General features: G+C 62.4%; 23 protein-coding genes. 16 read left to right on the top strand and 7 right to left on the bottom strand.

Features of this window, described 5'->3' with window-relative positions; all coding sequences use genetic code 11:
• Positions 1-50 precede the first annotated feature (50 nt).
• From ETW24_RS04080 to ETW24_RS04045, 8 genes are all read left to right on the top strand, one after another.
• Complete coding sequence (locus ETW24_RS04080) at positions 51-512, top strand: DUF805 domain-containing protein (protein ID WP_205877352.1); 462 nt, start codon at positions 51-53, stop codon at positions 510-512.
• Positions 509-3,460, top strand: coding sequence for a 2-oxoglutarate dehydrogenase E1 component (locus ETW24_RS04075; RefSeq protein ID WP_129369871.1), 2,952 nt, complete (start codon positions 509-511; stop codon positions 3,458-3,460). Before ETW24_RS04080 ends, ETW24_RS04075 begins: the two co-directional genes overlap by 4 nt.
• 12 nt (positions 3,461-3,472) lie before the next feature.
• Positions 3,473-4,990, top strand: a complete 1,518-nt coding sequence (gene odhB, locus ETW24_RS04070; RefSeq protein ID WP_129369870.1) for a 2-oxoglutarate dehydrogenase complex dihydrolipoyllysine-residue succinyltransferase — start codon at positions 3,473-3,475, stop codon at positions 4,988-4,990.
• A 157-nt stretch (positions 4,991-5,147) separates the two neighbouring features.
• On the top strand, positions 5,148-5,447 hold the full coding sequence (locus ETW24_RS04065) for a hypothetical protein (RefSeq protein WP_129369869.1): 300 nt from the start codon (positions 5,148-5,150) through the stop codon (positions 5,445-5,447).
• Positions 5,444-5,836 carry an MAPEG family protein gene (locus ETW24_RS04060; RefSeq protein ID WP_129369868.1) on the top strand — a complete coding sequence of 131 codons (393 nt, stop codon included), beginning with the start codon at positions 5,444-5,446 and terminating at the stop codon, positions 5,834-5,836. Before ETW24_RS04065 ends, ETW24_RS04060 begins: the two co-directional genes overlap by 4 nt.
• A 165-nt stretch (positions 5,837-6,001) precedes the next feature.
• A complete protein-coding gene (locus ETW24_RS04055; protein WP_129369867.1) occupies positions 6,002-6,271 on the top strand; it encodes a hypothetical protein in 270 nt (89 codons plus the stop codon).
• Positions 6,272-6,341: 70 nt separating this feature from the next.
• Entirely contained in the window at positions 6,342-7,733 is a 1,392-nt protein-coding gene (lpdA, locus tag ETW24_RS04050) for a dihydrolipoyl dehydrogenase (protein WP_129369866.1), read from the top strand.
• 119 nt (positions 7,734-7,852) lie between these two features.
• Positions 7,853-8,161, top strand: a complete 309-nt coding sequence (locus ETW24_RS04045) for an EthD family reductase (protein ID WP_129369865.1) — start codon at positions 7,853-7,855, stop codon at positions 8,159-8,161.
• A gap of 100 nt (positions 8,162-8,261) precedes the next feature.
• On the opposite strand, the gene ETW24_RS04040 is transcribed toward ETW24_RS04045, so the two are convergent.
• Genes ETW24_RS04040 through ETW24_RS04030 form a run of 3 tightly spaced genes read right to left on the bottom strand, consistent with a single transcriptional unit; the run spans position 8,262 to position 10,581 of the window.
• Positions 8,262-9,011: a lysophospholipid acyltransferase family protein gene (locus ETW24_RS04040; protein WP_129369864.1), complete on the bottom strand. Its 750-nt coding sequence runs from the start codon at positions 9,009-9,011 to the stop codon at positions 8,262-8,264.
• Complete coding sequence (locus ETW24_RS04035; protein ID WP_129369863.1) at positions 9,008-9,907, bottom strand: cell division protein FtsX; 900 nt, start codon at positions 9,905-9,907, stop codon at positions 9,008-9,010. Before ETW24_RS04035 ends, ETW24_RS04040 begins: the two co-directional genes overlap by 4 nt.
• The gene (locus ETW24_RS04030; protein ID WP_129372837.1) at positions 9,904-10,581 is read right to left on the bottom strand and encodes a cell division ATP-binding protein FtsE; all 678 of its coding nucleotides are present in this window, start codon (positions 10,579-10,581) and stop codon (positions 9,904-9,906) included. The genes ETW24_RS04035 and ETW24_RS04030 overlap by 4 nt, the downstream gene beginning before the upstream one ends.
• Before the next feature lie 217 nt (positions 10,582-10,798).
• On the opposite strand from ETW24_RS04030, the gene ETW24_RS04025 reads away from it, so the two are divergent.
• Positions 10,799-11,761, top strand: a complete 963-nt coding sequence (locus ETW24_RS04025; RefSeq protein WP_129372836.1) for a zinc-ribbon domain-containing protein — start codon at positions 10,799-10,801, stop codon at positions 11,759-11,761.
• Positions 11,762-11,839: 78 nt separating this feature from the next.
• On the opposite strand, the gene ETW24_RS04020 is transcribed toward ETW24_RS04025, so the two are convergent.
• The 4 genes from ETW24_RS04020 to argH all read right to left on the bottom strand — a co-directional run bounded on the left by ETW24_RS04020 (position 11,840) and on the right by argH (position 18,194).
• Positions 11,840-14,458, bottom strand: coding sequence for a TIGR02302 family protein (locus tag ETW24_RS04020; protein ID WP_129369862.1), 2,619 nt, complete (start codon positions 14,456-14,458; stop codon positions 11,840-11,842).
• 37 nt (positions 14,459-14,495) lie between these two features.
• Positions 14,496-15,761 carry a diaminopimelate decarboxylase gene (gene lysA / locus ETW24_RS04015; RefSeq protein ID WP_129369861.1) on the bottom strand — a complete coding sequence of 422 codons (1,266 nt, stop codon included), beginning with the start codon at positions 15,759-15,761 and terminating at the stop codon, positions 14,496-14,498.
• 825 nt (positions 15,762-16,586) lie between these two features.
• Entirely contained in the window at positions 16,587-16,763 is a 177-nt protein-coding gene (locus tag ETW24_RS24160; protein ID WP_164982685.1) for a hypothetical protein, read from the bottom strand.
• Between the two features lie 36 nt (positions 16,764-16,799).
• Complete coding sequence (gene argH, locus ETW24_RS04010; RefSeq protein WP_129369860.1) at positions 16,800-18,194, bottom strand: argininosuccinate lyase; 1,395 nt, start codon at positions 18,192-18,194, stop codon at positions 16,800-16,802.
• 22 nt (positions 18,195-18,216) lie between these two features.
• Here argH and ETW24_RS04005 point away from each other — a divergent pair, with 22 nt between their 5' ends.
• The 7 genes from ETW24_RS04005 (at position 18,217) to ETW24_RS03975 (ending at position 24,013) form a co-directional block, all read left to right on the top strand.
• Positions 18,217-18,780: a TlpA disulfide reductase family protein gene (locus tag ETW24_RS04005; RefSeq protein ID WP_205877351.1), complete on the top strand. Its 564-nt coding sequence runs from the start codon at positions 18,217-18,219 to the stop codon at positions 18,778-18,780.
• Between the two features lie 60 nt (positions 18,781-18,840).
• Positions 18,841-19,470, top strand: coding sequence for a hypothetical protein (locus ETW24_RS04000; protein WP_129369858.1), 630 nt, complete (start codon positions 18,841-18,843; stop codon positions 19,468-19,470).
• 86 nt (positions 19,471-19,556) lie between these two features.
• Positions 19,557-19,898: a hypothetical protein gene (locus tag ETW24_RS03995; RefSeq protein ID WP_129369857.1), complete on the top strand. Its 342-nt coding sequence runs from the start codon at positions 19,557-19,559 to the stop codon at positions 19,896-19,898.
• A 122-nt stretch (positions 19,899-20,020) separates the two neighbouring features.
• Complete coding sequence (locus ETW24_RS03990) at positions 20,021-20,422, top strand: hypothetical protein (RefSeq protein WP_129369856.1); 402 nt, start codon at positions 20,021-20,023, stop codon at positions 20,420-20,422.
• Positions 20,419-21,351, top strand: a complete 933-nt coding sequence (locus ETW24_RS03985) for a sterol desaturase family protein (RefSeq protein WP_129369855.1) — start codon at positions 20,419-20,421, stop codon at positions 21,349-21,351. Before ETW24_RS03990 ends, ETW24_RS03985 begins: the two co-directional genes overlap by 4 nt.
• Before the next feature lie 128 nt (positions 21,352-21,479).
• Positions 21,480-22,319, top strand: coding sequence for an EAL domain-containing protein (locus ETW24_RS03980; RefSeq protein WP_129369854.1), 840 nt, complete (start codon positions 21,480-21,482; stop codon positions 22,317-22,319).
• A 518-nt stretch (positions 22,320-22,837) separates the two neighbouring features.
• On the top strand, positions 22,838-24,013 hold the full coding sequence (locus tag ETW24_RS03975) for an acetyl-CoA C-acetyltransferase (protein WP_129369853.1): 1,176 nt from the start codon (positions 22,838-22,840) through the stop codon (positions 24,011-24,013).
• Positions 24,014-24,078 lie beyond the last annotated feature (65 nt).

Here is a 24,078-nt window from a genome sequence, read left to right as displayed (position 1 = left end):
AGAAAAGGTATGGTGCAGCAATGGGCTTTTGGGCCTCAGTCAAAACTTGCATGGGCAATTATGCACAATTCGGCGGGCGCGCAGCCCGAAGCGAGTTTTGGTTTTTTGTTTTGGTTTTGGCACTTGTCCAGTTCGTTGGATTGAATCTGACTACGGATCAGCCCGAAGGCAGTTTCAAAATTCACTTTGGGGTCTATTTCTACCTCGGACACCAATACCCCTGGTTCTTTAGTCTTTTTACTGGATTGTTCGCCATACCGTTTTTCGCTGCACTTTCGCGGCGTCTGCACGATGTAGGCATAACAGCCAGTACAATATTTGTTGTGCCATTTGCACTCTTCGCAATCCTGATGTTCGCACTGAAAGCTCTACCCAATCTGCAGCAGCTCCAAAGTGGAATAGGTTTCGCAGCCGCAATGATCCCGCTCGTTTTGTTCCTTTTCTTTACCTCAAAGAAATCCCAGCCAGGTGAGAACAAATACGGTCCCAACCCGCACGAGGCACCCCAATGACCGAACAAAGCCCTAACGACCTCTTCCGCGCCTCCTCTTTCATGCAGGGGCACAATGCGGAGTATCTGGAGCAGCTCTATGCCCAATACGCCAATGACCCCAACGCGGTGGATGCCGCCTGGGCCGAGTTCTTCCGCCAGATGGGCGATGCAGAACTGGACGTAAAGGCTGAGGCTGCAGGCCCGTCCTGGGCGCGCAACGACTGGCCGCCGGCGCTGGATGATGATCTCACCGGCGCGCTGACCGGCGAATGGCCGACCCCGGCCGAGACCAAGGGCGCAGGCAAGAAGATCAGGGAAAAGGCCTCCGCCAAGGGCGTCGAGGTCACCGACGATCAGGTGCAGCGCGCGGTGCTGGACTCGATCCGGGCGCTGATGCTGATCCGTGCCTACCGGATCCGGGGCCATCTGGCAGCGGACCTGGATCCGCTGGGCATGCGTGCCGCCTCTGCCCACCCGGAGCTGGACCCCAAGACCTACGGCTTTACTGACGGCGACATGGACCGGCCGATCTTCATCGACAATGTACTGGGGCTGCAGGTTGCCACCATGCGGCAAATTGTCGACATCGTGAAGCGCACCTACTGCGGCACCTTTGCGCTGCAGTACATGCACATCTCCGACCCCGAGCAATCCGCCTGGCTGAAAGAGCGGATCGAGGGCTACAACAAGGAAATCACCTTTACCCGCGAAGGCCGTAAGGCGATCCTCAACAAGATGGTCGAGGCCGAAGGGTTCGAGAAATTCCTGCACGTCAAATACACCGGCACCAAGCGGTTCGGCCTGGACGGCGGCGAGAGCCTCATTCCGGCGATGGAACAGATCATCAAACGCGGCGGTGCGCTGGGGGTGTGCGACATCGTGATCGGCATGCCGCACCGCGGCCGTCTGTCGGTTCTGGCCAATGTGATGCAGAAACCTTACCGCGCCATCTTCAACGAATTCCAGGGCGGCAGCTTTAAGCCCGAAGACGTGGATGGCTCCGGCGATGTGAAATACCACCTTGGCGCGTCGTCCGACCGCGCGTTCGATGGCAACAATGTGCATCTCAGCCTGACCGCCAACCCCTCGCACCTTGAGGCGGTGAACCCGGTGGTGATCGGCAAGGTCCGTGCCAAGCAGGACCAGCTGGGTGACAAGGACCGCAGCAAGGTGCTGCCGATCCTGCTGCATGGCGACGCGGCTTTTGCCGGCCAGGGCGTGGTGGCGGAGTGCTTTGCGCTGTCGGGCCTGCGCGGCCACAAGGCCGGCGGCACCATGCATATCGTGGTGAACAACCAGATCGGTTTCACCACTGCGCCGCATTTTTCACGTTCCTCCCCCTATCCCACCGACAATGCGCTGGTGGTTGAGGCGCCGATTTTCCACGTCAACGGCGACGACCCGGAGGCGGTGGTCCATGCCGCCCGCGTTGCCACCGAATTCCGCCAGAAGTTCCATAAGGATGTGGTGCTCGATATCTTCTGCTACCGCCGGTTCGGTCACAACGAAGGCGACGAGCCGATGTTCACCAACCCGTTGATGTACAAGAAGATCAAGGGCCACAAAACCACGCTGACGCTCTACACCGACCGGCTGGTCAAGGATGGCCTGATCCCCGAAGGCGAGATCGAGGACATGAAGGCCGCCTTCCAGGCGCATCTGAACGAAGAGTTTGAGACCGGCAAGAACTACAAGCCCAACAAGGCTGATTGGCTGGACGGGCGCTGGTCGCATCTGGATAAGAAAGACGCCGACTACCAGCGCGGCCGCACCGCGATCGCTCCGGAAACCCTGTCAGAGATCGGCGCCTCGCTCAGCCGGGTGCCCGACGGCTTCCCGATGCACCGCACCGTGGGCCGTTTCCTGGATGCCCGCGGCAAGATGTTTGAAACCGGCCAGGGCTTTGACTGGGCGACGGGCGAGGCGCTGGCATTCGGCTCGCTGCTGCTGGAGGGCTACCCGGTGCGCCTGGCGGGCCAGGACGCCACCCGCGGCACCTTCTCGCAGCGCCATTCCGGCATCGTCAACCAGGAGACCGAGGAGCGTTACTATCCGCTCAACAACATCCGCGCGGGCCAGTCGCAATACGACGTGATCGACTCGGCCCTGTCAGAATATGCGGTGCTTGGCTTTGAATACGGCTACTCATTGGCGGAACCCAACGCGCTGACCCTGTGGGAAGCCCAGTTCGGCGATTTTGCCAACGGCGCGCAGATCATGTTCGACCAGTTCATTTCCTCGGGCGAGAGCAAATGGCTGCGGATGTCGGGCCTCGTGTGCCTGCTGCCGCACGGGTTCGAGGGCCAGGGCCCTGAGCATTCCTCCGCCCGGCTTGAACGCTTCCTGCAGATGTGCGGCCAGGACAACTGGATTGTGGCCAACTGCACCACGCCTGCAAACTATTTCCACATCCTGCGCCGCCAGCTGCACCGCACCTTCCGCAAGCCGCTGATCATGATGACTCCGAAATCCCTGCTGCGCCACAAGCTGGCGGTCAGCAAGGCGGAAGAGTTCACCACCGGTTCCAGCTTCCACCGGGTGCTATGGGATGATGCCCAGCACGGCAACTCCGACACCCGGCTGGTGGCGGATGACAAGATCAAGCGCGTCGTCATGTGCTCGGGCAAGGTCTATTACGACCTGCTCGAAGAACGCGATGCCCGTGGCATCGACGATGTTTATCTGATGCGGGTCGAGCAGTTCTATCCGTTCCCGGCCATTTCCATGGTGAAGGAGCTGGAACGCTTCAAACAGGCGGAAATGGTCTGGTGCCAGGAAGAGCCCAAGAACCAGGGCGCCTGGAGCTTCATTGAACCCAACATCGAATGGGTGCTGACCCGCATCAAGGCCAAGCACACCCGGCCGGTCTATACAGGCCGCGCCACCTCGGCCTCGCCCGCAACCGGTCTGGCCAGCCAGCACAAAGCACAACAAGCAGCCCTCGTGAACGAAGCGCTGAGCATCTGAGGATAAAGAGACATGACAACCGAAGTCCGCGTACCCACCCTGGGCGAATCCGTGACCGAGGCCACCGTGGCCACCTGGTTCAAGAAACCCGGCGACACCGTCAATGCCGATGAAATGCTCTGCGAGCTGGAGACTGACAAGGTGACGGTCGAAGTGCCCTCGCCTGCCGCAGGCACCCTGGGCGAGATCGTCGCCGGTGAAGGCCAGACTGTCGGCGTCGACGCTCTGCTGGCCACCCTGTCCGAGGCCAATGGTGCTGCCGCTGCCCCTGCAGCACCGGCTCCTGCTGCTGCGCCCTCCGGCGGCGATAGCGCACCGGTGCCGGTCATGGTTCCCGCGCTTGGCGAGTCAGTCTCCGAGGCCACCGTTTCGTCCTGGTTCAAAAAGGTGGGCGACACCGTCACGCAGGACGAAATGCTGTGCGAACTGGAAACCGACAAGGTGTCGGTAGAAGTGCCCGCCCCGGCTGCCGGCGTGCTGACCGAGATCATCGCCGCAGAGGGCGCCACCGTCCAGGCTGCCGCACAGCTGGGCGTGATCGCTGGCGGCGCAACCGGATCTTCCGCGGCCCCTTCCGCACCTGCCGCCGCCCAGAACCCGGCTGCTGCCACCGCGTCGGCGTCCAAGGATATTGCCAACGCCCCGTCGGCGGAAAAGGCGATGGCCGAGGCAGGCCTCAATGCGTCGCAAGTCAGCGGCAGCGGCCGTGACGGGCGCATCATGAAGGAAGACGTTGCTGCCGCCGTGGCCGCCGCCAAGACCGCACCGCCTGCCGCTCCGGCAGCCCCGGCACCGGCCCAGGTGCGCGGCCCGGTCACCGCAGATGATGCCGCGCGCGAAGAGCGGGTAAAGATGACCCGCCTGCGTCAGACCATCGCAAAGCGCCTGAAGGACAGCCAGAACACCGCTGCCATGCTGACCACCTACAACGAGGTCGACATGACCGAGGTGATGGCCCTGCGCAATGAGTACAAGGACCTGTTCCTGAAGAAGCACGGCGTGAAACTGGGCTTCATGTCCTTCTTCACCAAGGCCTGCTGCCATGCGCTGAAAGAAGTGCCCGAGGTCAATGCCGAGATCGACGGCACCGACATCGTCTATAAAAACTTCGTACACATGGGTGTTGCCGCAGGCACTCCGACCGGCCTGGTTGTGCCGGTGATCCGCGATGCTGACGCGATGTCCTTTGCCGCGATCGAGAAAGCGATTGCCGAAAAAGGCGCCCGCGCCCGCGACGGCAAGCTGTCGATGGCCGAGATGCAGGGCGGCACCTTCACCATCTCCAACGGCGGCGTCTACGGCTCGTTGATGTCCTCGCCGATCCTGAACCCGCCGCAGTCCGGCATCCTGGGCATGCACAAGATCCAGGACCGCCCGATGGCGATAAACGGCAAGGTGGAAATCCGCCCGATGATGTATCTGGCGCTGAGCTATGACCACCGCATCGTCGACGGCAAAGGCGCCGTGACCTTCCTGGTCCGCGTCAAGGAAGCGCTGGAAGACCCGCGCCGTTTGCTGATGGATCTGTAATCCATTGAGGGGAAAGCCTAGCCAGCCCTACAAAATCAGCGCGCCCAAAATTGGTGAAAGACCCAGCTATTGGGCGCGCTGGTGCGGGATAAAGTGCCCCGATTGCGGGCGCATTCAGTCAACGCTGGCTATGATGCGGACCAACCCTTGGAGGGGTGTGAACAAGACCGATTTTCACCTTTGCGGAACCTGCGGCACACACCTCTTTCTGACCGGAAAATCCCGCCATTGGAGTTTCTTCCTAGTAGTCGTACCCATATTTTTCTCTGTAATGGTGCTCACCTCAATCGCATTTAACTGGTTGGGTTGGGTGACAGCTGAGGGGCCGAACAAAGGCGAACCAACATTTGGTGCCGGGCTTTTGATGGGAATAGCTATTTTCAGCATCATAAGTGCTGTCAATGGACGCCGGGAAGAAGTCAAGAGTGTCAAACTTGAATGCAGTTCAACCCAATGACCCTCCCGCTCTGGGGCCTTGTCTGCCTCTCGATCCTCGGCCTGATCCACGTGAGCTTCGACAGCTTCCTGCTGAAGCTCTCGGTCGGCAACGCCTGGACCGCAGGCCCGCGCGACACATCCGTCTCCCGCAGCGCGCTGGCGGGCCGGGCGCGGCGCGCCTTCACCAATTTCCTGGAAACCGCACCGATCTTCATCAGCTTGGCGCTGGTCGCGGAACTGGCCAGCCTGCAAGGCGCCCTGATCACCGGCGGGATATACACCTATCTCGGGGGCCGCGCCCTCTACCTGCCCGCCTACCTCAGCGGCGTGCCCTATCTGCGCACCGCAATCTGGCTCATCGCCACCAGCGGCCTTGCTGCGATGCTCGCGGGGGTGCTCCTCGCATGACCATTCATCTTTCCCAAAATACTCAAATTGGCTCCGCCCAAGCCGGGCCCAGCGCCGCAATTCTGCGGAAACTGCGGCAGCACCCGCCTTTCTTGAGTGGCATCAAAGCGCTCCCTTGCCAAAGCAGTGCACTCTGCCTGCAGAACGGATAAAGGAGTAACCCCAATGGCAACCCATGTTCTCTGGCAGGCCGATGTGGCCGATTTCACCGCTTGGCTGACCGTTTTCCGGCAGGACAAGGCCAACCGCCAGGCCGCAGGCATCACCGACATGAACGTATGGAGCGATCCGGACCGCACAAACCACGCCGTGGCGCTGTTCGCGATCACCGATCCGGAGAAGGCCCGTGCTTTTTTCGGATCGGAAGAGCTCGCTATGCACCTAGAACGCGACGGGGTCACCAATATCTCGATCAAGATGTTGACCCCCGTCTGATCCTAAGACCACTATCCCCTAATGCGTGTTCCGCCAAACGGAACCGGGGAGAACAGAGGAAAACCAACCCATGTCCCAATATGACGTCATCGTAATCGGCGCCGGCCCCGGCGGCTATGTCTGCGCCATCCGCTGCGCCCAGCTGGGACTGAAGACAGCTGTGGTCGAGGCCCGGGAAACCCTCGGCGGCACCTGCCTGAACGTGGGCTGCATTCCGTCCAAGGCGCTGCTGCACTCGACCCACCTGCTGCATGAGGCAGAGCACAATTTTGCCCATATGGGCCTCAAGGGCAAATCGCCGTCGGTCGATTGGGACCAGATGAAGACCTACAAGGATGAGGTCATCACCCAGAACACCGGCGGCATCGAGTTCCTGTTCAAGAAGAACAAGATCGATTGGATCAAGGGCTGGGCCTCAATCCCTGCGGCGGGCAAGGTGCAGGTCGGCGACGACGTGCATGAGGCAAAGAACATCGTGATCGCCTCCGGCTCGGTCCCCGCCTCCATTCCGGGCGTCGAGATCGACGAGAAGATCGTGGTCTCCTCCACAGGCGCGCTGGAGCTGCCGAAGATCCCCAAGAAGCTGGCCGTCATTGGCGCAGGTGTGATCGGGCTGGAGTTGGGCTCGGTCTATGCCCGTCTGGGATCTGAGGTGACCGTGGTCGAATACATGGATGCGGTCTGTCCGGGGATGGACAAGGACGTGCAGCGCAGCTTCAAGCGGATCCTTGAAAAGCAGGGGCTGAATATCATCCTGGGCGCTGCGGTGCAGGGGGTGGAGACCACCAAGACCAAGGCCAAGGTCAAATACCAGCCCAAGAAAGGCGGCGATGAGGTGACCCTGGACGCCGATGTGGTGCTGGTTGCCACCGGGCGCAAGCCCTACAGCGATGGCTTGGGGCTGGACGCGCTGGGTGTCAAAATGACCGAACGCGGCCAGATCGCCACGGACAATCACTGGCGCACCAATGTGCCCGGCGTCTATGCCATCGGCGACGTGATCGAAGGCCCGATGCTGGCGCACAAGGCCGAGGATGAGGGCATGGCAGTTGCCAGTGTTATTGCAGACAAGCATGGCCATGTGAATTACGGCGTCATTCCGGGTGTCGTCTACACCACGCCGGAAGTGGCCACCGTGGGCGCCACCGAGGACGCGCTGAAGGCAGAGGGCAAGAAGGTTAAGACCGGTAAATTCATGTTCATGGGCAATGCGCGGGCCAAGGCCGTCGGCCAGGCCGAGGGCGGCTTTGTCAAGATCATCGCCGACAAGGAAACCGACCGCATCCTGGGGGCTGCGATCATCGGTCCGGCCGCGGGCGACATGATCCATGAGCTGTGTGTGGCGATGGAATTCGGCGCCTCCGCCGAAGATGTGGCGCTGACCTGTCACGCGCATCCGACTTATTCCGAAGCGGTGCGCGAGGCTGCCCTGGCCTGCGGCGACGGGCCGATTCACAGCTAAACCTGGCGAGTCACCGAACATAACAAGGCGCAGCTCACCGCAGCTGCCCTTTTTCGATTGGCACGGCTGGCGATCCGCTCTTTACTGAGCCTCGATTTCACCCCGCAGGAGACACCGCTATGGCCGTTTCTTTACAAGTCATCTACCCCGTCAGTGACGGAAAAACATTCGACTATGCCTATTACGCTGACACCCACATGAAGGTTGTGGACCAGCACCTCGGGCCGCATCTGCAGTCAATTGTGGTGACGAGGGGGCTGGCGGGCGGACCGGATGTCCCGCCGCCGTTTTTTGCTATCGCCACGATGACCTTTGCCGATCAGGCGGCCATGGATACCGCGATGCAGGCAGCAGGGCCGGCTCTGGACGACATTGCGAACTTTACGGACGTCCAGCCGCAGGTTCTGATAGGCGAAGTCCTGCGCTGATGCAGCCCGCCCGGCACCCGCCGGGCAAAAAAATCTTCAAAGAATTTTGCCAAGAAAATTCGAATTTTCTTGGCCCCGGCGGGAGTCCCGCTCCGGCTGGTCAGGCCCGTTGCTCAGCCGTGCCCGGGTCAAACCCGGCTTCCCGCATCAGATCATCCGACCGGCTTTCTACCCGCATTTCCAGCTGCGCCATAAAATCGTCGCGGCTGCTCCCCGGTTGCATCGGTTCCAGGAACTCCACCACTGCAAGGCCAGGCTTGCGGTAAATACCCTTGCGCGGCCAGAACACGCCGACATTGGTGGCGGCCGGCACGCAGGGCTGGCTCAGCCCCTCATACAGCACTGCAGTACCTATCTTGTAAGGCTTGCGGGCACCGGGGGCCACGCGGGTGCCTTGGGAATAGATGATCAGCTGGCCCGGCTCGCGGCTTTGCGCGGCGACATCCTTGACCATCTTGGCAATGGCCGACCCGCGCCGGCCGCGGTTGACTGGCACACAGCCCAGACGCTTGGCATAAACACCGATCACCGGGGTCCACATCAATTCGCGCTTCATGATGAAGCGGGCCGAGGGTACAGCATTGAAGATGATCAGGATATCCAGGAAACTTTGATGTTTGGCGGCGACAATCACTTCCCCAGAGGGCACCTGGCCACGGACTTCGGTCTGAATGCCAACCATCCAGCGCGCGGTCCACAGGACCCAGCGCGCATAAGACTTACAGGCCGTGCGCGCACCCTTGGGGGATACTGCGGCCCAAGGAGCAAACAACAGCCCCAGCACCAGCATTGCCAGATACATCTGCAGCAGAAAGACCGCTGAACGCAGCCATTGAACCGGGTTTTTCACGACAGTGCTCCCAAACGTTTGGTGGCGGCACGGGTGGTGGCGGCAAAAGCCACCAGCGCGCCAAGTACCGGGATCACCAGCGGTACCAGCCAGCCCCAGCCCTGAAAGCCGAGACCGGTCAGGAAGCCGCCTTCATCCGAGGCTTCCGGCATCAGCCAGACGCCAATCATGCCAAGGGCCACCCCCGCTGCAGCGCCGCTTAAGGCGCGCAGAGTAAAGCGGCGTATAAAAGCCTGGGCGATATAGCTGTCCAGCGCCCCGACCAGCCGCAGAACCTCGATCACTTGCGCATTTGCGGCAAGGGCCGCATTGGCGGCAAGGGTGATCATTGCCGCCGTTGCGCTGCCGATCAGCAGGATCGACACCCAGGCCAGCCTGCGCAGCGACCGGGCGGCATCGACCAGCGGCGCGCGCCAGCGGGTATGGTCATCCAGAACCGCGCCCGGCACTTCGGCCTGCAGCCGCAGGCGCAGCCCGGCAGCGTCATATCCGGGATCCTCGCTTGTGACTTCGATCAGCTGCGGCAGCGGCAGGCTGCCAACCGGCAGGCTGGAGCCGAACCAGGGCGCCAGCAGCGCCGCCTGCTCCTCTCCCGACAGCGCGCGGGCGGTAGCCACACCCGGTGTCTGGCGCAGGATTTCCAGCGCCGCCTCGGTCTGTGCCGCGCGCTGCTCTGCCGGCGCGTTGATGCGCAGGGTTGCAGCCCGCGCCAGCTCTGAGGCCCATTGGTCTGCCAGCCGCCCGGAGGCCATCGACAGCGCCAGCGCAAAGACAGCAAGAAAGGCCATCGCGGCGGAAACAAAAAGCGTCAGATGGGCGGTAAAGCCGCTTGGCGGCACCACCCGGTTGGCCTGGGTATCGCCCAGGATCAGCTTGCGCAGTTTGCCCTCGGTCATAGGTCCGCCCCCGCCAGCTGCAATTGCCGGTTGGAGATCCGCAGCACCCGGGCCTGCACCTGGTTCTTGGCCGCCCGGATCAGCGACAGATCATGGGTTGCCACCAGAATGGTCTTGCCCATCCGGTTCAGCTCAACCAGCAGCTGCAGCAGCCGCTGCGACATTTCCCAGTCCACGTTACCCGTCGGTTCATCCGCGATAATCACATCCGGCGACAGGATGACTGACCGGGCCAGCGCCGCCCGCTGCCGCTCACCGCCCGACAATTCCGGCGGCAGCGCATGGGCACGTTCGGACAGGCCGACCCAATTCAGCAGCTCGCGCAGGTTGGGTTCCTCATGCGTCAGCTCCCGCCCGGAGACCAGCAGCGGCAGGGCGATATTCTCAATCACCGGCAAATGGTCCAGGAACCGGCAATCCTGGTGCACGACCCCGACGCGGCGGCGCAGATGGGCCATCTGATCGCGGTCCAGCCCCTTTACATCCATATTGAAGGCGCGCACCCGGCCCGAGGTCGGCATCAGCGCGCCATAACACAGTTTCAAGAGCGTCGTCTTGCCTGCGCCGGACGGGCCGGTCAGGAAATGAAAAGAACCTGGCGCCAGCTGCACTGACACCGCATCCAGCAGCTCGCCGCCGCCGTAATTATAGCCCACGTTCTCCAGCTCGATCACCGCTGCCCCCCGATTGCGCCGCAAAAATGGCGCTCCGGTGTTTTGCCCCAAGGGATCAGCAGTTTCAATGGGGCTCTGTTGCCAGGAAACCCCCGCCGCCGCCGCGCCGGGGCAGCAACGGCAATTGACTCTTTCACCGGACCGCCGGCCTGCATATAATCCCTTGAAAAACAACCTGCCGCCTGCTGGCCGGCAGGATGGTGCCGAGGAGAGCATGATGCGCCTGACCTGCCCGAATTGTGCAGCCCAGTACGAAGTTCCCGAGGACGTGATCCCCGACGAAGGCCGGGATGTGCAGTGTTCCAATTGCGGCCAGACCTGGTTTCAGGCGGCAGCGGGGGCTGTTGCAGCACGCACCGCTGGGCAAGACGCGCCGGACACGGGCGCAAACGGCGAAGCACTTTCGCAAGCAGCAGAACACCCTGAGCCGGACATGCCCGGAGACGTCCCAGGCGAAACCCCGGACCAATCCACAGGTGAAATCCCGGACGCCGCCCCTGCACCTGTTCCGGAGCCGCAGGATCCGGCGGAGCCAGCAGCCGGCGCACCGGAGACCCGCGCAGAGGATGATCCGGACGGCCAGCCGGGTGCGCATGAAACGGAGGCCGCGGACGAGGAGCCCGCGGCGGCACCAGCACCGCAACGGACCCGTGCTCTGGATCCTGCCTTGTCCGATATCCTGCGCGAGGAGGCCGAGCGCGAAGCCTCGCTGCGGGCGGCAGAGGGCCACAGCCTGGAAACGCAGCCTGATCTGGGCCTCGAAGAAGCCACAACGCCGGAAGACGAGGCCGCCCGCCGCAGCCGCCAGGCCCGCGACCGGATGGCCCGTATCCGCGGTGAAGACCCGCGCCAGCTGGCCGCAGCTGAAACCGGCTCGCGCAAGGAATTGCTGCCGGATATCGAAGAAATCAATTCAACTTTGCGCTCTGCAGGCAGTGCGGCCCCTGCACCGCAGGCCACCTCGGAAGAACCGCCGGTGCGGCGCAAAAGCAGCTTTGCCCGCGGGTTTTCACTGTCGGTGATTGCCGCATTGATGCTGGTCATGGTCTATGACAACGCGCCGCTGATCTCGGAAAAACTGCCGCAAGCGGATCCGGCACTCAGCAGTTATGTCGGCTGGGTGGATCAGATGCGGCTGTGGCTGGATGGCCAGGTCAGATCCCTGACCAGCACCCAGTAACGCCGCCCCAGTAACACCATCCGGTCAGCATTCTTTTCCTGGCGTTTAAGACATCCGGTTGCCGCTGGCGGCCGGGTTTCAGAACCTGTCCAGCAGCCGTTGCAGGTAATTGCGCTCCCGCTCGCTGCGCTCACGCTCTCCTGCCCGGCGGCGGATGTCCTCCAGCAGGTTCCAGGCACGGCGATAGGCATTGCCCTCTCCCACCTTGCCGCCATCGTCCACCGATCCATTGCTGCGGCCCAGCGGGTCCAGCCGCTCGCCCTCAGCCGTGGCCGAAGGCTGCCCCTGGCCATTGCGCTGGCCGTCTTCGCGCTGTGCCAGTGCTTCGCCTAGGTTGCGCATGCCTTCGCGCAGTGCTTCCATCGCCTCGGACTGCTGGTCAATCGCTTCGGCCATATCACCGCCGCGCAGCGCGTCCTCAGCGCCCTCCATCGCCCGGCCCGCCCGGTCCAGGGCTTCGCGGGCGGCGTCGCCGGCCTCACCGTCCAGATAGGGCAATCCCTCCTGCTGGCGCTGCAATTGCCGGCGCAGGGCCTGCTGGCGGTCAGCAAGCGAGCCGGCCGCGCCCGGCTGCTCGCGGCCATCAGGGCCGGAACCTTCGGGATTGCGGCTGTCGGCGCCGTCGCTGCCCTGCCCGTCCTGGCCGCTGTCACCGCCCTGCCCGCCCTGATGGCTCTGGCCGCGGCCCAGACCGCCGTCACGGCCTTCGTTGCCCTGGCTCTCGCCGCTGCGGGCGCCGGGGTTGAACTGTTCCTGCAGGTCGCGGAAGGCCTGATCGGAAAGCCCCTGCTGCTCCCGCAGGGTTTCGCCAAGCCCCTCCATCGCCTGGCGGCCCTCGTCGCCCTGGCCCTGCCCCTGCTGCGCGCGGGTCATCCGCATGTTTTCCATCATTTCCTGAAACTCGCGCAGCGCCTGCTCGGCTTCGGCCATGCGGCCCTGCTCCATCAGCTCCTGGATGCGGTCCATCATCGCTTGCAGGTCATCCTGGCTGAGGGTCATCATGTCCTCGGGCATCTCGCCCGGCTCCATCACCTCGCCGTTCGCCTCTGCCTGCCGGCTCAGCTGGCGCATATAGTCCTGGGTCGCCTCGCGCAGCTCCTGCATCAATTGGGCGATTTCCTGATCGCTGGCACCGTCGCGCATGGCCTGGCTCAGCCGTTCCTGCGCCCGCTGCATCCGTTCCAGCGCATCGCCCACGTCGCCCTCTTCCAGCTGGATCGCAAGATCCCACAGCGCCGCGGTTATTTCCGCCTGTTGCGGCTCGGGAATGCTGCCCTGCACGGTATAGCTTTCAAGCCGCCGCAGGATGGTGCGCAGCCGCAGGTAACCGCCATAGTCGCGGAACAGGTCTTCGGGGCGGTGCGACAGGGTGCGCAGGATTTGCGCCACCCGCGGCGCATTTGCGCGCGACCACAGCAGATCCCGGCGCTGCTCGATCACCGCAGCCGCCAGCGGATCAAAGAAACGGCGGGTGACAAGCTCGGTGCCAAAGCCCGCCGCTGCGGCCGATTGTCCGGCCTCATCCACCGCCGAAAAGGTAAAGACCACCGGCAGGTTGGCCCAAGCGTGCCGGGCGAAATCCTCGATCAGTTTTTCGGTGAATTCCTTGCGCGAGCCTGACAACGGCAGCGGCAGATCCAGCACCAGCGCCTCGCGCGGGTCGGGTTCTGCGGCCAGGCCGTGGCGCCGCTCCACCGCTGCCAGATCCAGTGCAATCCGGACCTGACCCGCGGCGACGCCATAGTCATCGCGAGCCGCAAAGGCCAGCGTTGTGTAGCCGTCGTTTTCCAGCTCCGGCTGGCCCGCAACCGCGACTTTGGGCGGATGATCCGGGATCACCTCCACCTGCCAGCTGCGTCCGCCGGAGCCATCAATTGAAACTGAGCCGCTGCGGATGACATCGAATTCGATCGCACCGTCCAAGTCCGGCGGCTGTTCTGTGCTTTGGCCTGTGACGCTCTGCGTCAGGTTTAGCGCCCCCGCCTCGCCATAGAACCGCAGGGTGACGCGGCTGCCTTCCGGCAGTTTCAAGATGCCTCCGGCTTGATCGTTCAAATACAGAACCGGCAGGCGGGTATAGGCGGGCGGCTCTGCCCAGCCTTCCCAGGCCGGTCCGCTGAGGACGGTTGCGCTCTCCGCTCCCAGCTCCTTGATCGACACTGCTTGCCAGATCGAGCCGAACAGCAGCGCCACCGCCAGAAACAGCCCCGCAATGTACCGCAACGCGTAAGGGTCCGCTGCGGCAACGTTCAGATCCGGTGCAGGCGCCCGTGCCTGTGCCGCGGCCTCAGCCATCCGGCGCTGATGCGCGTTCCACAAGGCGATCGAGGCGGCATCCTCTGCCCCGGCAGCCTGGGTGTCCAGCATCGCTGCAACCGGCCGCCCCGGCAGGGTTTCGTCCAGACGCGCCAAAGCCTCGCCCCGGGCTGGCCAGCTGAACCTCCAGGCGCCCCAGCCCGCGGCAGCTGCGGCACTCACAACAATAACAATTGAACCAGCCCAAACCGCTGTTTCCGGAAGCAGCAAATGCAAGCCCAGCATCAGCGCCGCCAGCCCCGTCATCAGCACCGAGGCCAGCGGCCAGAAGGCCCGCATCGCACGTTCGGCCACAAGTGAGGCCTGCGTCAGCAGTACAGGCCAGCGCAGGCGTTTCAGGACCGGATCGGCCTGCCGGTCATCTCGGCGGAACAAGGACATACGGGCCTCACGTTATGATGGCCCGCGCCGGATCGCGTCAGAGCCACTCCGGAATGGTATCGCGGTTTATCATCTCTTCATAGTCCGGCCGCCGGCGAATAACCGCAAATTGATCCCCATGCACAAGCACTTCGGGGATCAGCGGGCGCGAATTGTACTCGCTCGCCATCACCGCGCCGTAAGCACCGGCACTGCGGAAAGAAACCAGATCGCCCGCCGCCAGGGGCGGCAGGTCGCGCTGCTTGGCAAAGGTATCGCCGGTTTCGCAAACAGGCCCGACAATGTCATATGGCTGGCTCTCGGCACCTGGCGCAGCCTCCTGCACCGGCACGATATCGTGATGCGCCTCATACATCGCCGGGCGGATCAGGTCGTTCATCGCAGCATCCAGGATCAGGAAATCACGGCCTTCGCCCGATTTCACATAGATCACCTTGGACACCAGCTGGCCCGCGTTGCCGGCAATCAGCCGCCCCGGCTCAATCTCGATTTCGCAGCCCAGATGGCCCAGCGTCTCCTTGACCATCCGGCCGTATTCCACCGGCAAGGGCGGCGCGGAATTGGAGCGCTCATAGGGAATGCCAAGACCGCCGCCCAGATCAAGGCGGCGGATGTTGTGGCCTTCGCTGCGCAGGATCTGCGTTAGCTCCGCCACCTTTTGATAGGCAAGCCGGAACGGTTCCAGATCGGTCAGCTGCGAACCGATGTGAACGTCAATCCCGACCACATCCAACCCTGGCAAGGCAGCGGCGCGGGCATAGACGTCCCGCGCCCGGGCAATCGGGATGCCGAATTTATTCTCGGATTTGCCGGTGGCGATTTTGGCATGGGTCTTGGCGTCCACATCCGGGTTGACCCGGATGGTGATGGGGGCAACAAGGCCCAGCTCCAGCGCCACGGCACTGATCACTTCCATTTCCGGCTCAGATTCGACGTTGAACTGGCGGATGTCGCCGGTCAGGGCCACCCGGATTTCCTCTGCCGTCTTGCCGACGCCGGAAAAAACAATCCTGTCCCCCGGAACCCCTGCGGCCTTGGCCCGCAGGTATTCGCCCTGGCTGACCACATCCATGCCCGCCCCGGCCCCGGCCAAAGTTTTAAGGATCGCCTGATTGCTGGCGGCCTTCATCGCATAGCAGACCAAGTGCTCAGTGCCCTCCAGCGCCTCGTCAAACAGGCGGAAGTGGCGCAGCAGAGTTGCGGTGGAATAGACATAGAACGGAGTGCCCACCGCCGCGGCGATCTCGGAGATGGGAACGTCTTCGGCGAAAAGCGCGCCGTCGCGGTAGAGAAAATGATCCATGGCTCCGCGTTTAGGGCAAAAGGGGCAGATGGATCAAATGATTCCGCTCCGCGCGCCCTGGCAGACACAAAGCGGCCCTCCCGCCCGCCGCAGACGCATCAAAGATGCGCCCGCGCCCGTTGGGCCTGGCGCCGCGCTGGCGCGCGGCGGGCTGCGTCATAACCTGCAGGCGGTTCATTCCGCACGTGCGCCGGGAATTGAGTATTTGCGGAAAGATGAAAACACCGAAAGCCAGCCTTCATCTTTCCCGAAATACTCACTGCGAAACGGCTGCGGCAAACGCAGCATTCGCGGCGTTGCGCGGCCGGCGCACCCCGTCCTAACGTGATTTCAAACGGCGGATGCCATCATGCCTTCTGATCGCGGTCACCGATGGGCCTGACACCCACGGCACATTGGAACCGGGCCCTTTGGCAAGGGCACGCAGAGACAAAGTTCAGCGTGCGGGCGGAACCTCCCGTCCCGCCTCCATGGCGGCGGCGCCATTCCTTACTGCTGAAGCTCAGCAATTTATTGCAGAACGGACAGCAGAAAACAGCAACCGGACGGACCAAAGGGCCAAACGGCAATAAGGCTTGCGCTTAAAACGTATGAGAAACCCCGACCCGGCCATATCCGGAAACCGACACCCCGGTCGCTGCGGGTTCTTGCTTTTGCAGCGGTTTAGATGCCTGCGGTCCTGTATCGCAGGCTGCAAGCCCAATCAGGCACAGAAATACAACTGCAGCTTTCATCACAAAATCCCCAAATGAAAACCGTCCCAGCGGCCGGCAGGGACGGTTCAGAGGTGGTGTGTCACGGGCACCGCGTCAAGTGCGCGGGCTGCTAGAACCCCAGGAAAACACTGACCGGCCCCTTGTGCAGCCCGACCGCGCCGCCCACGTGGACACCACTGTCCCCGACGCCGACACCGGCGTTCAGTGTCGGCTGGACCGGTTCGCCATCGACACCGCAGGCGGCCAGAACCGCCAGACCAAGCAATGCAAAGATTATGTTGCGCATTATCTGCCTCCTTGCCGCGGGCCGCGCCTCTCGGCCTCAGCTTGCCAGCATCTCTGTCCAGCGGGCGATCTGCGCACGCACTTGCGCCGGCGCGGTGCCGCCATAAGACATGCGCGAGTTTACCGAATTCTCAACGCCAAGCACAGTGAAGATATCTTGGGTGATCTCTGCATGGACACCCTGCATGTCTGCAAGCGAAAGGTCCGGCAGGTCGCAGCCGCGGCTTTCGGCCATCGCAACCAGCGTGCCGGTCACATGATGGGCGTCGCGGAACGGCACCTTCAGCACCCGCACCATCCAGTCGGCCAGATCGGTGGCAGTGGAGAAGCCGGAGCCGGCCGCCGCCGCCAGACTTTCGCGGTTGCCGGTCATGTCTTTTACCATGCCTTCCATCGCCGCCAGCGCCAGCATCCAGTTGTCGGCAGCATCAAAGACCTGTTCCTTATCTTCCTGCATGTCCTTGGAATAGGCCAAGGGCAGCCCCTTCATCACCATCATCAGCGCGGTATTGGCACCGAAAATGCGGCCCACCTTGGCGCGGATCAGCTCAGCAGCATCCGGGTTCTTCTTTTGCGGCATGATCGACGAGCCGGTGGAGAAGCGATCCGACAGGGTCACGAACCGGAACTGGGCCGAGGACCAGATCACCAGCTCCTCGGCAAAGCGGCTGAGATGCACAGCGCTGATCGAGGCAACAGACAGGAATTCCAGCGCAAAATCGCGGTCGCTGACCGCATCCAGCGAGTTGGCTGCCGGGCGGTCAAAGCCCAGCGCCTCTGCTGTCATGTCGCGGTCGATCGGGAAAGACGTGCCTGCCAGCGCCGCCGCACCCAGAGGCGATTCGTTCATCCGTGCGCGGGCGTCACGCACGCGGGACAGGTCACGGCCGAACATTTCCACATAGGCCATCATATGGTGGCCCCAGGTGACGGGCTGCGCAGTCTGCAGATGCGTGAAGCCCGGCATCACCCAGTCAGCGCCCGCCTCAGCCTGCGACAGAAGCGCCCGGATCAGCGCCAGCAGACCCGATTCCGCCGCATCCAGCTGGTCCCGCACCCAAAGTTTGAAATCGGTTGCCACCTGGTCATTGCGCGAGCGGCCCGTGTGCAGACGGCCTGCAGGCTCACCGATGATTTCCTTCAGCCGCGCCTCCACGTTCATGTGGATGTCTTCAAGTGCGGTTGAAAACTGAAAAGTTCCGCCCTCGATCTCTGACAAAACGGTGAGCAGCCCTTCCCGAATGGCCTCAGCATCATTATCCGTAATAACGCCTGCTGCGGCCAACATTGCCGCATGGGCCCTTGAGCCTGCGATGTCCTGTGCTGCCATCCGCTTGTCGAACCCGATCGAGGCATTGATCGCCTCCATGATCGCGTCGGGACCTGCGGCAAAGCGGCCGCCCCACATCTGGTTCGAGGATTGATCTGTCATGGTGTGGAACCCCGGAGATAATATGCGTCTGTTTCGTCAGCTTTCCCTTTATATGGCCCTCGCCTTGGGTGCAAATGCCGCGGTTGCCGCGGATCAGGCGCAACTGGAGGGCTTGCGTGAAGACAGCCTCCGCCGCCTAGTCGTGCATTCCGAGCCGCGGGATGTATCCGCCGCCGCATTTGAACTGGCCAACGGTGCCGGCACAGCCAGCCTGGAGGATTACCAGGGCAAGGTGGTGCTATTGAACTTCTGGGCCACCTGGTGCGCCCCCTGCCGCAAGGAAATGCCGCAGCTGGCCGAGCTGCAGGAGGAATTCGGCGGCGAGGATTTCGAAGTACTGACCATTGCCACCGGGCGCAACTCTCCCGCGGGCATCCAGAAGTTCTTTGACGAGAACGGCATCAGCAACCTGCCCCGCCACCAGGACCCGAAACAGGCACTGGCGCGCGAGATGGCGGTGATCGGACTCCCGATCACGGTGCTTCTGGACCGCGACGGCAAGGAAGTGGCGCGGCTGCTGGGTGATGCCGAGTGGAACTCGGACAGCGCCAAGGAGATCGTGAAGGCGATGATCGCGTCAGAGTAGCTTGCGATTGACAGTCAAATGAGTAGCTTGGGGCCGGACTACCGGCTCCAGGAGACTACTTTGACTAGATTCATTGCAGGCATCGCGGCGATTGCAACTGTGCTATTTACAAACACGGCTTCCCTTCAAGCAGAAGAAGTCCTGCTCGAGGGATATCGTTCCAAGGTGACGGTTCACTCTTCTTTCCGCTTAAAAGGGGATGCCAAGAAGAAATTCTCCTCCTTCAAAAAACACGCTGATTTCTATGCTGCGATGTTTGTCAACCTCGAGGAGGATCTAGTAGGCAGCATTGCAGAAACTACAAGCCTTGAGCTTGCAGTTTACTATGCAAGAAAGTCTTGCCGGTTGAAATCACAACAGCCGTCGCAGTGCAAACTCCATGCAACGATCACCCCAAAGAAGCCAGCGGCCGACGACGGCACAACCCTAAGCCAGCACGGAAACATCGCCTTCCGGAAATACCAACAAAGGCAAGTCAAAGGGAAATACGGCGCCTTTGCGATGACAGAGAACGGCGACACGGGCCATGTTTGGAACCGAGATACGGAAATCGAGGCAACCGCTGGTGCCCTGAAATTCTGTCGGCAGGGCGTCTCAAATACAGCACGGGATAACACAGCGTTCTTTGTTCAGAATGTTATTGAACAAAAACGCGACAATTGCCGTGTTATCCATATAACCCAGCCGTAGCCGCCCCCTGACCCGGCAGGATTTTGCGCTACTTCCTCCTTGAGGGACGTCCCGAAACGGCGCCTGTATGTAGGGTGGAGAGTAAAATGAAACCTGTTGTGTTACTGATCGGCAAGCTGCCGCATGTGATTGGCAATGTGGCTGAGGAGCTGGACCATCTGCCGATCCACTGGCTGGGCGCGCATGACCAGCCCGAGGTGGTGCGCCAGCTGGAAACCGAACCGCGTATCGAATGCGTGATCATGGGCGCGGGCCTGGACGACCAGATCCGCGGCGACCTCATCGGCATCATTGCGGCGCTGCGCCCGGACGTCTGCATCCATTTGAAGGACCGGTCTTCAGGACCCGAAGGGCTGGTGCCTTTTGTTGAACAAGTGGTGCAGATGCAGGTTCTGGCAAAGCCGCAGCGCACGGCTGCCACGGTTTAATCCAGAAGCGCCGGCGCGCGGTTTACCCGCCCTTCCCTGCAGGCGGGACAGGATCCGCTTGACCCCACGCCACCTTTGACAGGTGCCTGCCCTCCCGCCAGTCTGCCCTGCGGGAGGACAAAATGCCGCTTGAACTGCTGCTGGCCCTGGTTGCGGGCGGGATATCCGCAATTGCCGTAATCCTGCATCTGTCGGGACGGTCTGAACGCGCTGTGCTGACCACGGAAACTGCGCGCAAAGCCTGGCTGCGGCATTGCCCCGGCGACAGCATCCGCGATGTGCTGCCCGCGGCAGGCGGCCATGCCGCGCTGATTGCGGCCCAAAGCGGCCCGGGCCTGGTCTGGGCTTTTGGCGCTGACACCGTGGCCCGGCATCTGCACGCTGCCGCCGTGTCCCCAAGCCCGGCCGGTTTGCGCTTTGACTTCAAAGACTTCAGCGCCCCGGCCCTGTCTTTGGCACTGACGGGCACCGAGCGCGCCCACTGGCAGGCGATGATCGCCGCCGCCGCTCAGGAGGCCGTATGACCGGAACAATCTCTTACCCCGATGCCACCCAGCTGGCAGTGCCGTTCTTCATCGCCGCCATTCTGGCCGAACTGTTGTGGATCGCCTTGAAACGGCGCGGCGGGCGATATGAGACGCGCGATGCGGTCACCTCGCTGATCATGGGCGCGGGCAGCGTCGCCGAAGGGCTGCTGCTGGGCTTTGCCGCCTGGGGTTTTCTGATGCTGCTGTGGCGGATCACGCCGCTGGACATGGGCACGTCCCTTTGGGCAGTGCTGGTATGTTTTGTGCTGGACGATCTGCGCTATTACTGGGTGCACCGCTTCGGCCACAGGATCCGCTGGGTCTGGGCGTCCCACGTGAATCATCACTCCAGCCAGCACTACAACCTGACAACCGCCCTGCGGCAGACCTGGACCGGGACCTTCACCTTCATGATGGTGGTAAAGGCGCCGATGGTGCTGCTGGGGTTCCATCCCGCGCTGGTGCTGTTTTGCGGCGGGTTGAACCTGATCTACCAGTTCTGGATTCATACCGAGACAGTAAACCGCCTGCCGCGCTGGTTCGAGGCGGTGATGAACACCCCCAGCCACCACCGCGCCCATCACGGCCGCAATGCCCGCTATCTGGATTGCAACTATGCCGGCGTTTTCATCATCTGGGACAGGATTTTCGGCACTTTTGTGCCCGAGCAGGATCACGACCGCCCCGATTTCGGCCTGGTCCACAACATCGCCACTTTCAATCCGCTGCGCGTCGCCTTTCATGAATGGGCGGGCATTTTCAAAGACATAGCCCAGCCCGGCCTCAACTGGAAACAACGGTTTCTCTATGCTTTTGCACCGCCGGGTTACAGCCACGATGGCAGCCGCAGCACCTCAGCAGGGATCAAGGCAGACCACCTCGCCCGCCACCCCGAAGATGCAGGCACCCCCGGCTTTGACGGCTAAGCCTACCGCGGCGGCATCAGGCAGATCATTCAAATTCGAACTTTAATTCCGCTTCAACCCTTTTGCGTGAAACTGCCGGGAGCACCATACTGTGCCACACCTTTGCCGGAACAGGGCCCCAGCAGCACATGACCAAACTCAACGCCAATGCAGAATTACCCGAAGGCTCTGAAAACCCGCTGAATGCAGCGGTGACCGGCCGCGACCGCTCCACCCTGGACATGGTTGCAGATGCGGTGCGCCACAATCAGACCGTGCTGGCCTATCAGCCCGTCATGCAGGCAATGGCACCGCATGGGGTGGCGTTTTACGAGGGGTACATCCGGGTGCTGGATCCGACTGGCCGGGTGATTCCCGCCCGGGAATTCATGCATGTGGTCGAAGAAAAGGAAATCGGCCGCGAGATGGACTGCCTTGCCCTGCAGCATGGATTGCGGGCGCTGGATAAATACCCGCGGATCCGCCTGTCTGTGAACATGTCGGCCCGCTCCATCGGCTATCAGCGCTGGGTAAACGTGTTGGACCGGTTCCTGAAACGCGACGCAACACTGGGCGAGCGGCTGGTGCTGGAGATATCCGAGGCTTCGGCGATGGCGGCACCGGAACTGGTGACGGATTTCATGGGGCGGATGCAACAGCACGGGATTGCCTTTGCGCTGGACAATTTCGGCGCCAGCACCACCGCGATCGGCCATTTCCGCCAGTTCTTCTTTGATGCGGTCAAGATCGACGGCCAATTCGTGCGCGGTATTCACACCAGCCATGACAACCAGTCCGTTGTCCGCGCTCTGGTCGGCATTGCCAAGCAATTTGACATGTTCACCGTCGCGGAATCGGTGGAAAGCCAGGAGGATGCGGAATTCCTGGTCGAAAACGGCGTCGATTGCCTGCAAGGTTACCTGTTTGGCGCGCCTTCCGTCTCGCCGCCCTGGATTGAAGACATGAAGCAGCGCCGGGAGGCAAGCTGAGCACGCCAGGGGAGCTGACACCGCGGACGGTCGCGGAAACCTCCCTGATCAGCAGGTTCACATGGCCCCCATTCACGGTGCGAGGATGTTCAGGACGCAGTTGAGGGCAGGAAAGCTGCTTGCCCGGCCCAGCCCCAACCCGACCGAGGCGCCGCAAAAGCGTCCTGAGAAGGGCAAGGTTTCCGTGCGCTGCCTCTATCGTATTCACATCAGAGTCCCTGACCTGCCAGCCCTGCTATTCCAGCGCAATCAAAGACCAGGGTGCTGACGCAGTTTGCGTGTTGTTTCGCTGCTTTGCGGAAGGTTCTCCTCCGGCTGACGGGAATCCTGTGCCGCGAGGCGTTTCTGGCGGTTGACTCTGCGGCCCCCCCTGAGACACCCTGTCAATTGCTGCACATGCAGCAATAGATTATGTCGGCACCCGGAGGATACGGGAAAGATTGTTGCGCGCCCGATTTCGCATCCCGCGCGCAAAGATCCCCGGAAGACCTGAACTGATGGCAGAGGACCAGAAATCAATGACCAATGTTGTAATTGCATCCGCCGCGCGCACCGCCGTCGGCTCCTTTGGCGGCTCGTTCGCCAACACCCCTGCCCACGATCTGGGCGCAGCCGTGCTTGAAGCTGTGGTGGAGCGGGCCGGCGTGGACAAATCCGAAGTCTCGGAAACCATCCTTGGCCAGGTTCTGACCGCCGCACAGGGCCAGAACCCGGCCCGTCAGGCACATATCAACGCCGGTCTGCCGCAGGAAAGCGCCGCCTGGGGCCTTAACCAGGTGTGCGGTTCGGGCCTGCGCGCCGTGGCACTGGGCGCACAGCACATCATGCTGGGCGATGCCTCGATCGTCGCCGCCGGCGGCCAGGAGAACATGACCCTCAGCCCCCATGCAGCACATCTGCGCGCCGGCCAGAAGATGGGCGATATGAAATATATCGACACCATGATCCGCGACGGTCTGTGGGACGCTTTCAACGGCTACCACATGGGCCAGACCGCCGAGAACGTGGCCGAGCAGTGGCAGATCTCCCGCGAGATGCAGGACGAGTTTGCCGTGGCTTCGCAGAACAAGGCGGAAGCGGCGCAGAAAGCCGGCAAATTCGCCGATGAGATCGCCGCCTTCACCGTCAAGCACCGCAAGGGCGACATTGTTGTGGACCAGGACGAATACATCCGTCACGGCGCCACCATGGAAGCGATGCAGAAACTGCGTCCGGCCTTTGCCAAGGACGGGTCTGTCACCGCTGCCAATGCCTCGGGCCTGAACGACGGCGCCGCCGCCACCCTGCTGATGAGCGCCGATGAAGCCGAAAAGCGCGGCATCGAGCCGCTGGCCCGCATCGCGTCTTATGCCACGGCCGGCCTGGACCCGTCGATCATGGGCGTTGGCCCGATCTATGCCTCGCGCAAGGCGCTGGAAAAGGCCGGCTGGTCGGTTGGCGACCTGGATCTGGTCGAAGCCAACGAGGCCTTTGCCGCGCAGGCCTGTGCCGTGAACAAGGACATGGGCTGGGATCCGTCGATTGTGAACGTGAACGGCGGCGCCATTGCCATCGGCCACCCGATCGGCGCCTCGGGCTGCCGGGTGCTGAACACGCTGCTGTTCGAAATGAAACGCCGCGGTGCCAAAAAAGGCCTGGCCACCCTGTGCATCGGCGGCGGCATGGGCGTTGCCTTGTGCGTTGAACGCCCGTAACCGGCACAAAACCGCAAAAAGTGAAGGACGCCCCTGCGGCGTCCTTTTTCTTTTACAAAACAAGT

The organism is Leisingera sp. NJS204 (assembly GCF_004123675.1).
In the GTDB taxonomy this organism is placed as follows: domain Bacteria; phylum Pseudomonadota; class Alphaproteobacteria; order Rhodobacterales; family Rhodobacteraceae; genus Leisingera.
This window is presented reverse-complemented; position numbering and strand designations above follow the sequence as displayed.

Excerpts from the sequence above, each read along its gene's own strand:
- ETW24_RS24160 (WP_164982685.1), bottom strand. The coding sequence starts at position 16,763 with ATGCGCAACATAATCTTTGCATTGCTTGGTCTGGCGGTTCTGGCCGCC.
- ETW24_RS04020 (WP_129369862.1), bottom strand. The coding sequence starts at position 14,458 with ATGTCCTTGTTCCGCCGAGATGACCGGCAGGCCGATCCGGTCCTGAAA.
- ETW24_RS03975 (WP_129369853.1), top strand. The coding sequence starts at position 22,838 with ATGACCAATGTTGTAATTGCATCCGCCGCGCGCACCGCCGTCGGCTCC.
- odhB (WP_129369870.1), top strand. The coding sequence starts at position 3,473 with ATGACAACCGAAGTCCGCGTACCCACCCTGGGCGAATCCGTGACCGAG.
- ETW24_RS03990 (WP_129369856.1), top strand. The coding sequence starts at position 20,021 with ATGCCGCTTGAACTGCTGCTGGCCCTGGTTGCGGGCGGGATATCCGCA.
- ETW24_RS04080 (WP_205877352.1), top strand. The coding sequence starts at position 51 with ATGGGCAATTATGCACAATTCGGCGGGCGCGCAGCCCGAAGCGAGTTT.
- ETW24_RS04005 (WP_205877351.1), top strand. The coding sequence starts at position 18,217 with ATGCGTCTGTTTCGTCAGCTTTCCCTTTATATGGCCCTCGCCTTGGGT.
- lysA (WP_129369861.1), bottom strand. The coding sequence starts at position 15,761 with ATGGATCATTTTCTCTACCGCGACGGCGCGCTTTTCGCCGAAGACGTT.
- argH (WP_129369860.1), bottom strand. The coding sequence starts at position 18,194 with ATGACAGATCAATCCTCGAACCAGATGTGGGGCGGCCGCTTTGCCGCA.
- ETW24_RS04075 (WP_129369871.1), top strand. The coding sequence starts at position 509 with ATGACCGAACAAAGCCCTAACGACCTCTTCCGCGCCTCCTCTTTCATG.
- ETW24_RS04055 (WP_129369867.1), top strand. The coding sequence starts at position 6,002 with ATGGCAACCCATGTTCTCTGGCAGGCCGATGTGGCCGATTTCACCGCT.
- ETW24_RS04060 (WP_129369868.1), top strand. The coding sequence starts at position 5,444 with ATGACCCTCCCGCTCTGGGGCCTTGTCTGCCTCTCGATCCTCGGCCTG.
- ETW24_RS04035 (WP_129369863.1), bottom strand. The coding sequence starts at position 9,907 with ATGACCGAGGGCAAACTGCGCAAGCTGATCCTGGGCGATACCCAGGCC.
- ETW24_RS03995 (WP_129369857.1), top strand. The coding sequence starts at position 19,557 with ATGAAACCTGTTGTGTTACTGATCGGCAAGCTGCCGCATGTGATTGGC.
- ETW24_RS03985 (WP_129369855.1), top strand. The coding sequence starts at position 20,419 with ATGACCGGAACAATCTCTTACCCCGATGCCACCCAGCTGGCAGTGCCG.
- ETW24_RS04045 (WP_129369865.1), top strand. The coding sequence starts at position 7,853 with ATGGCCGTTTCTTTACAAGTCATCTACCCCGTCAGTGACGGAAAAACA.
- ETW24_RS04025 (WP_129372836.1), top strand. The coding sequence starts at position 10,799 with ATGCGCCTGACCTGCCCGAATTGTGCAGCCCAGTACGAAGTTCCCGAG.
- lpdA (WP_129369866.1), top strand. The coding sequence starts at position 6,342 with ATGTCCCAATATGACGTCATCGTAATCGGCGCCGGCCCCGGCGGCTAT.
- ETW24_RS03980 (WP_129369854.1), top strand. The coding sequence starts at position 21,480 with ATGACCAAACTCAACGCCAATGCAGAATTACCCGAAGGCTCTGAAAAC.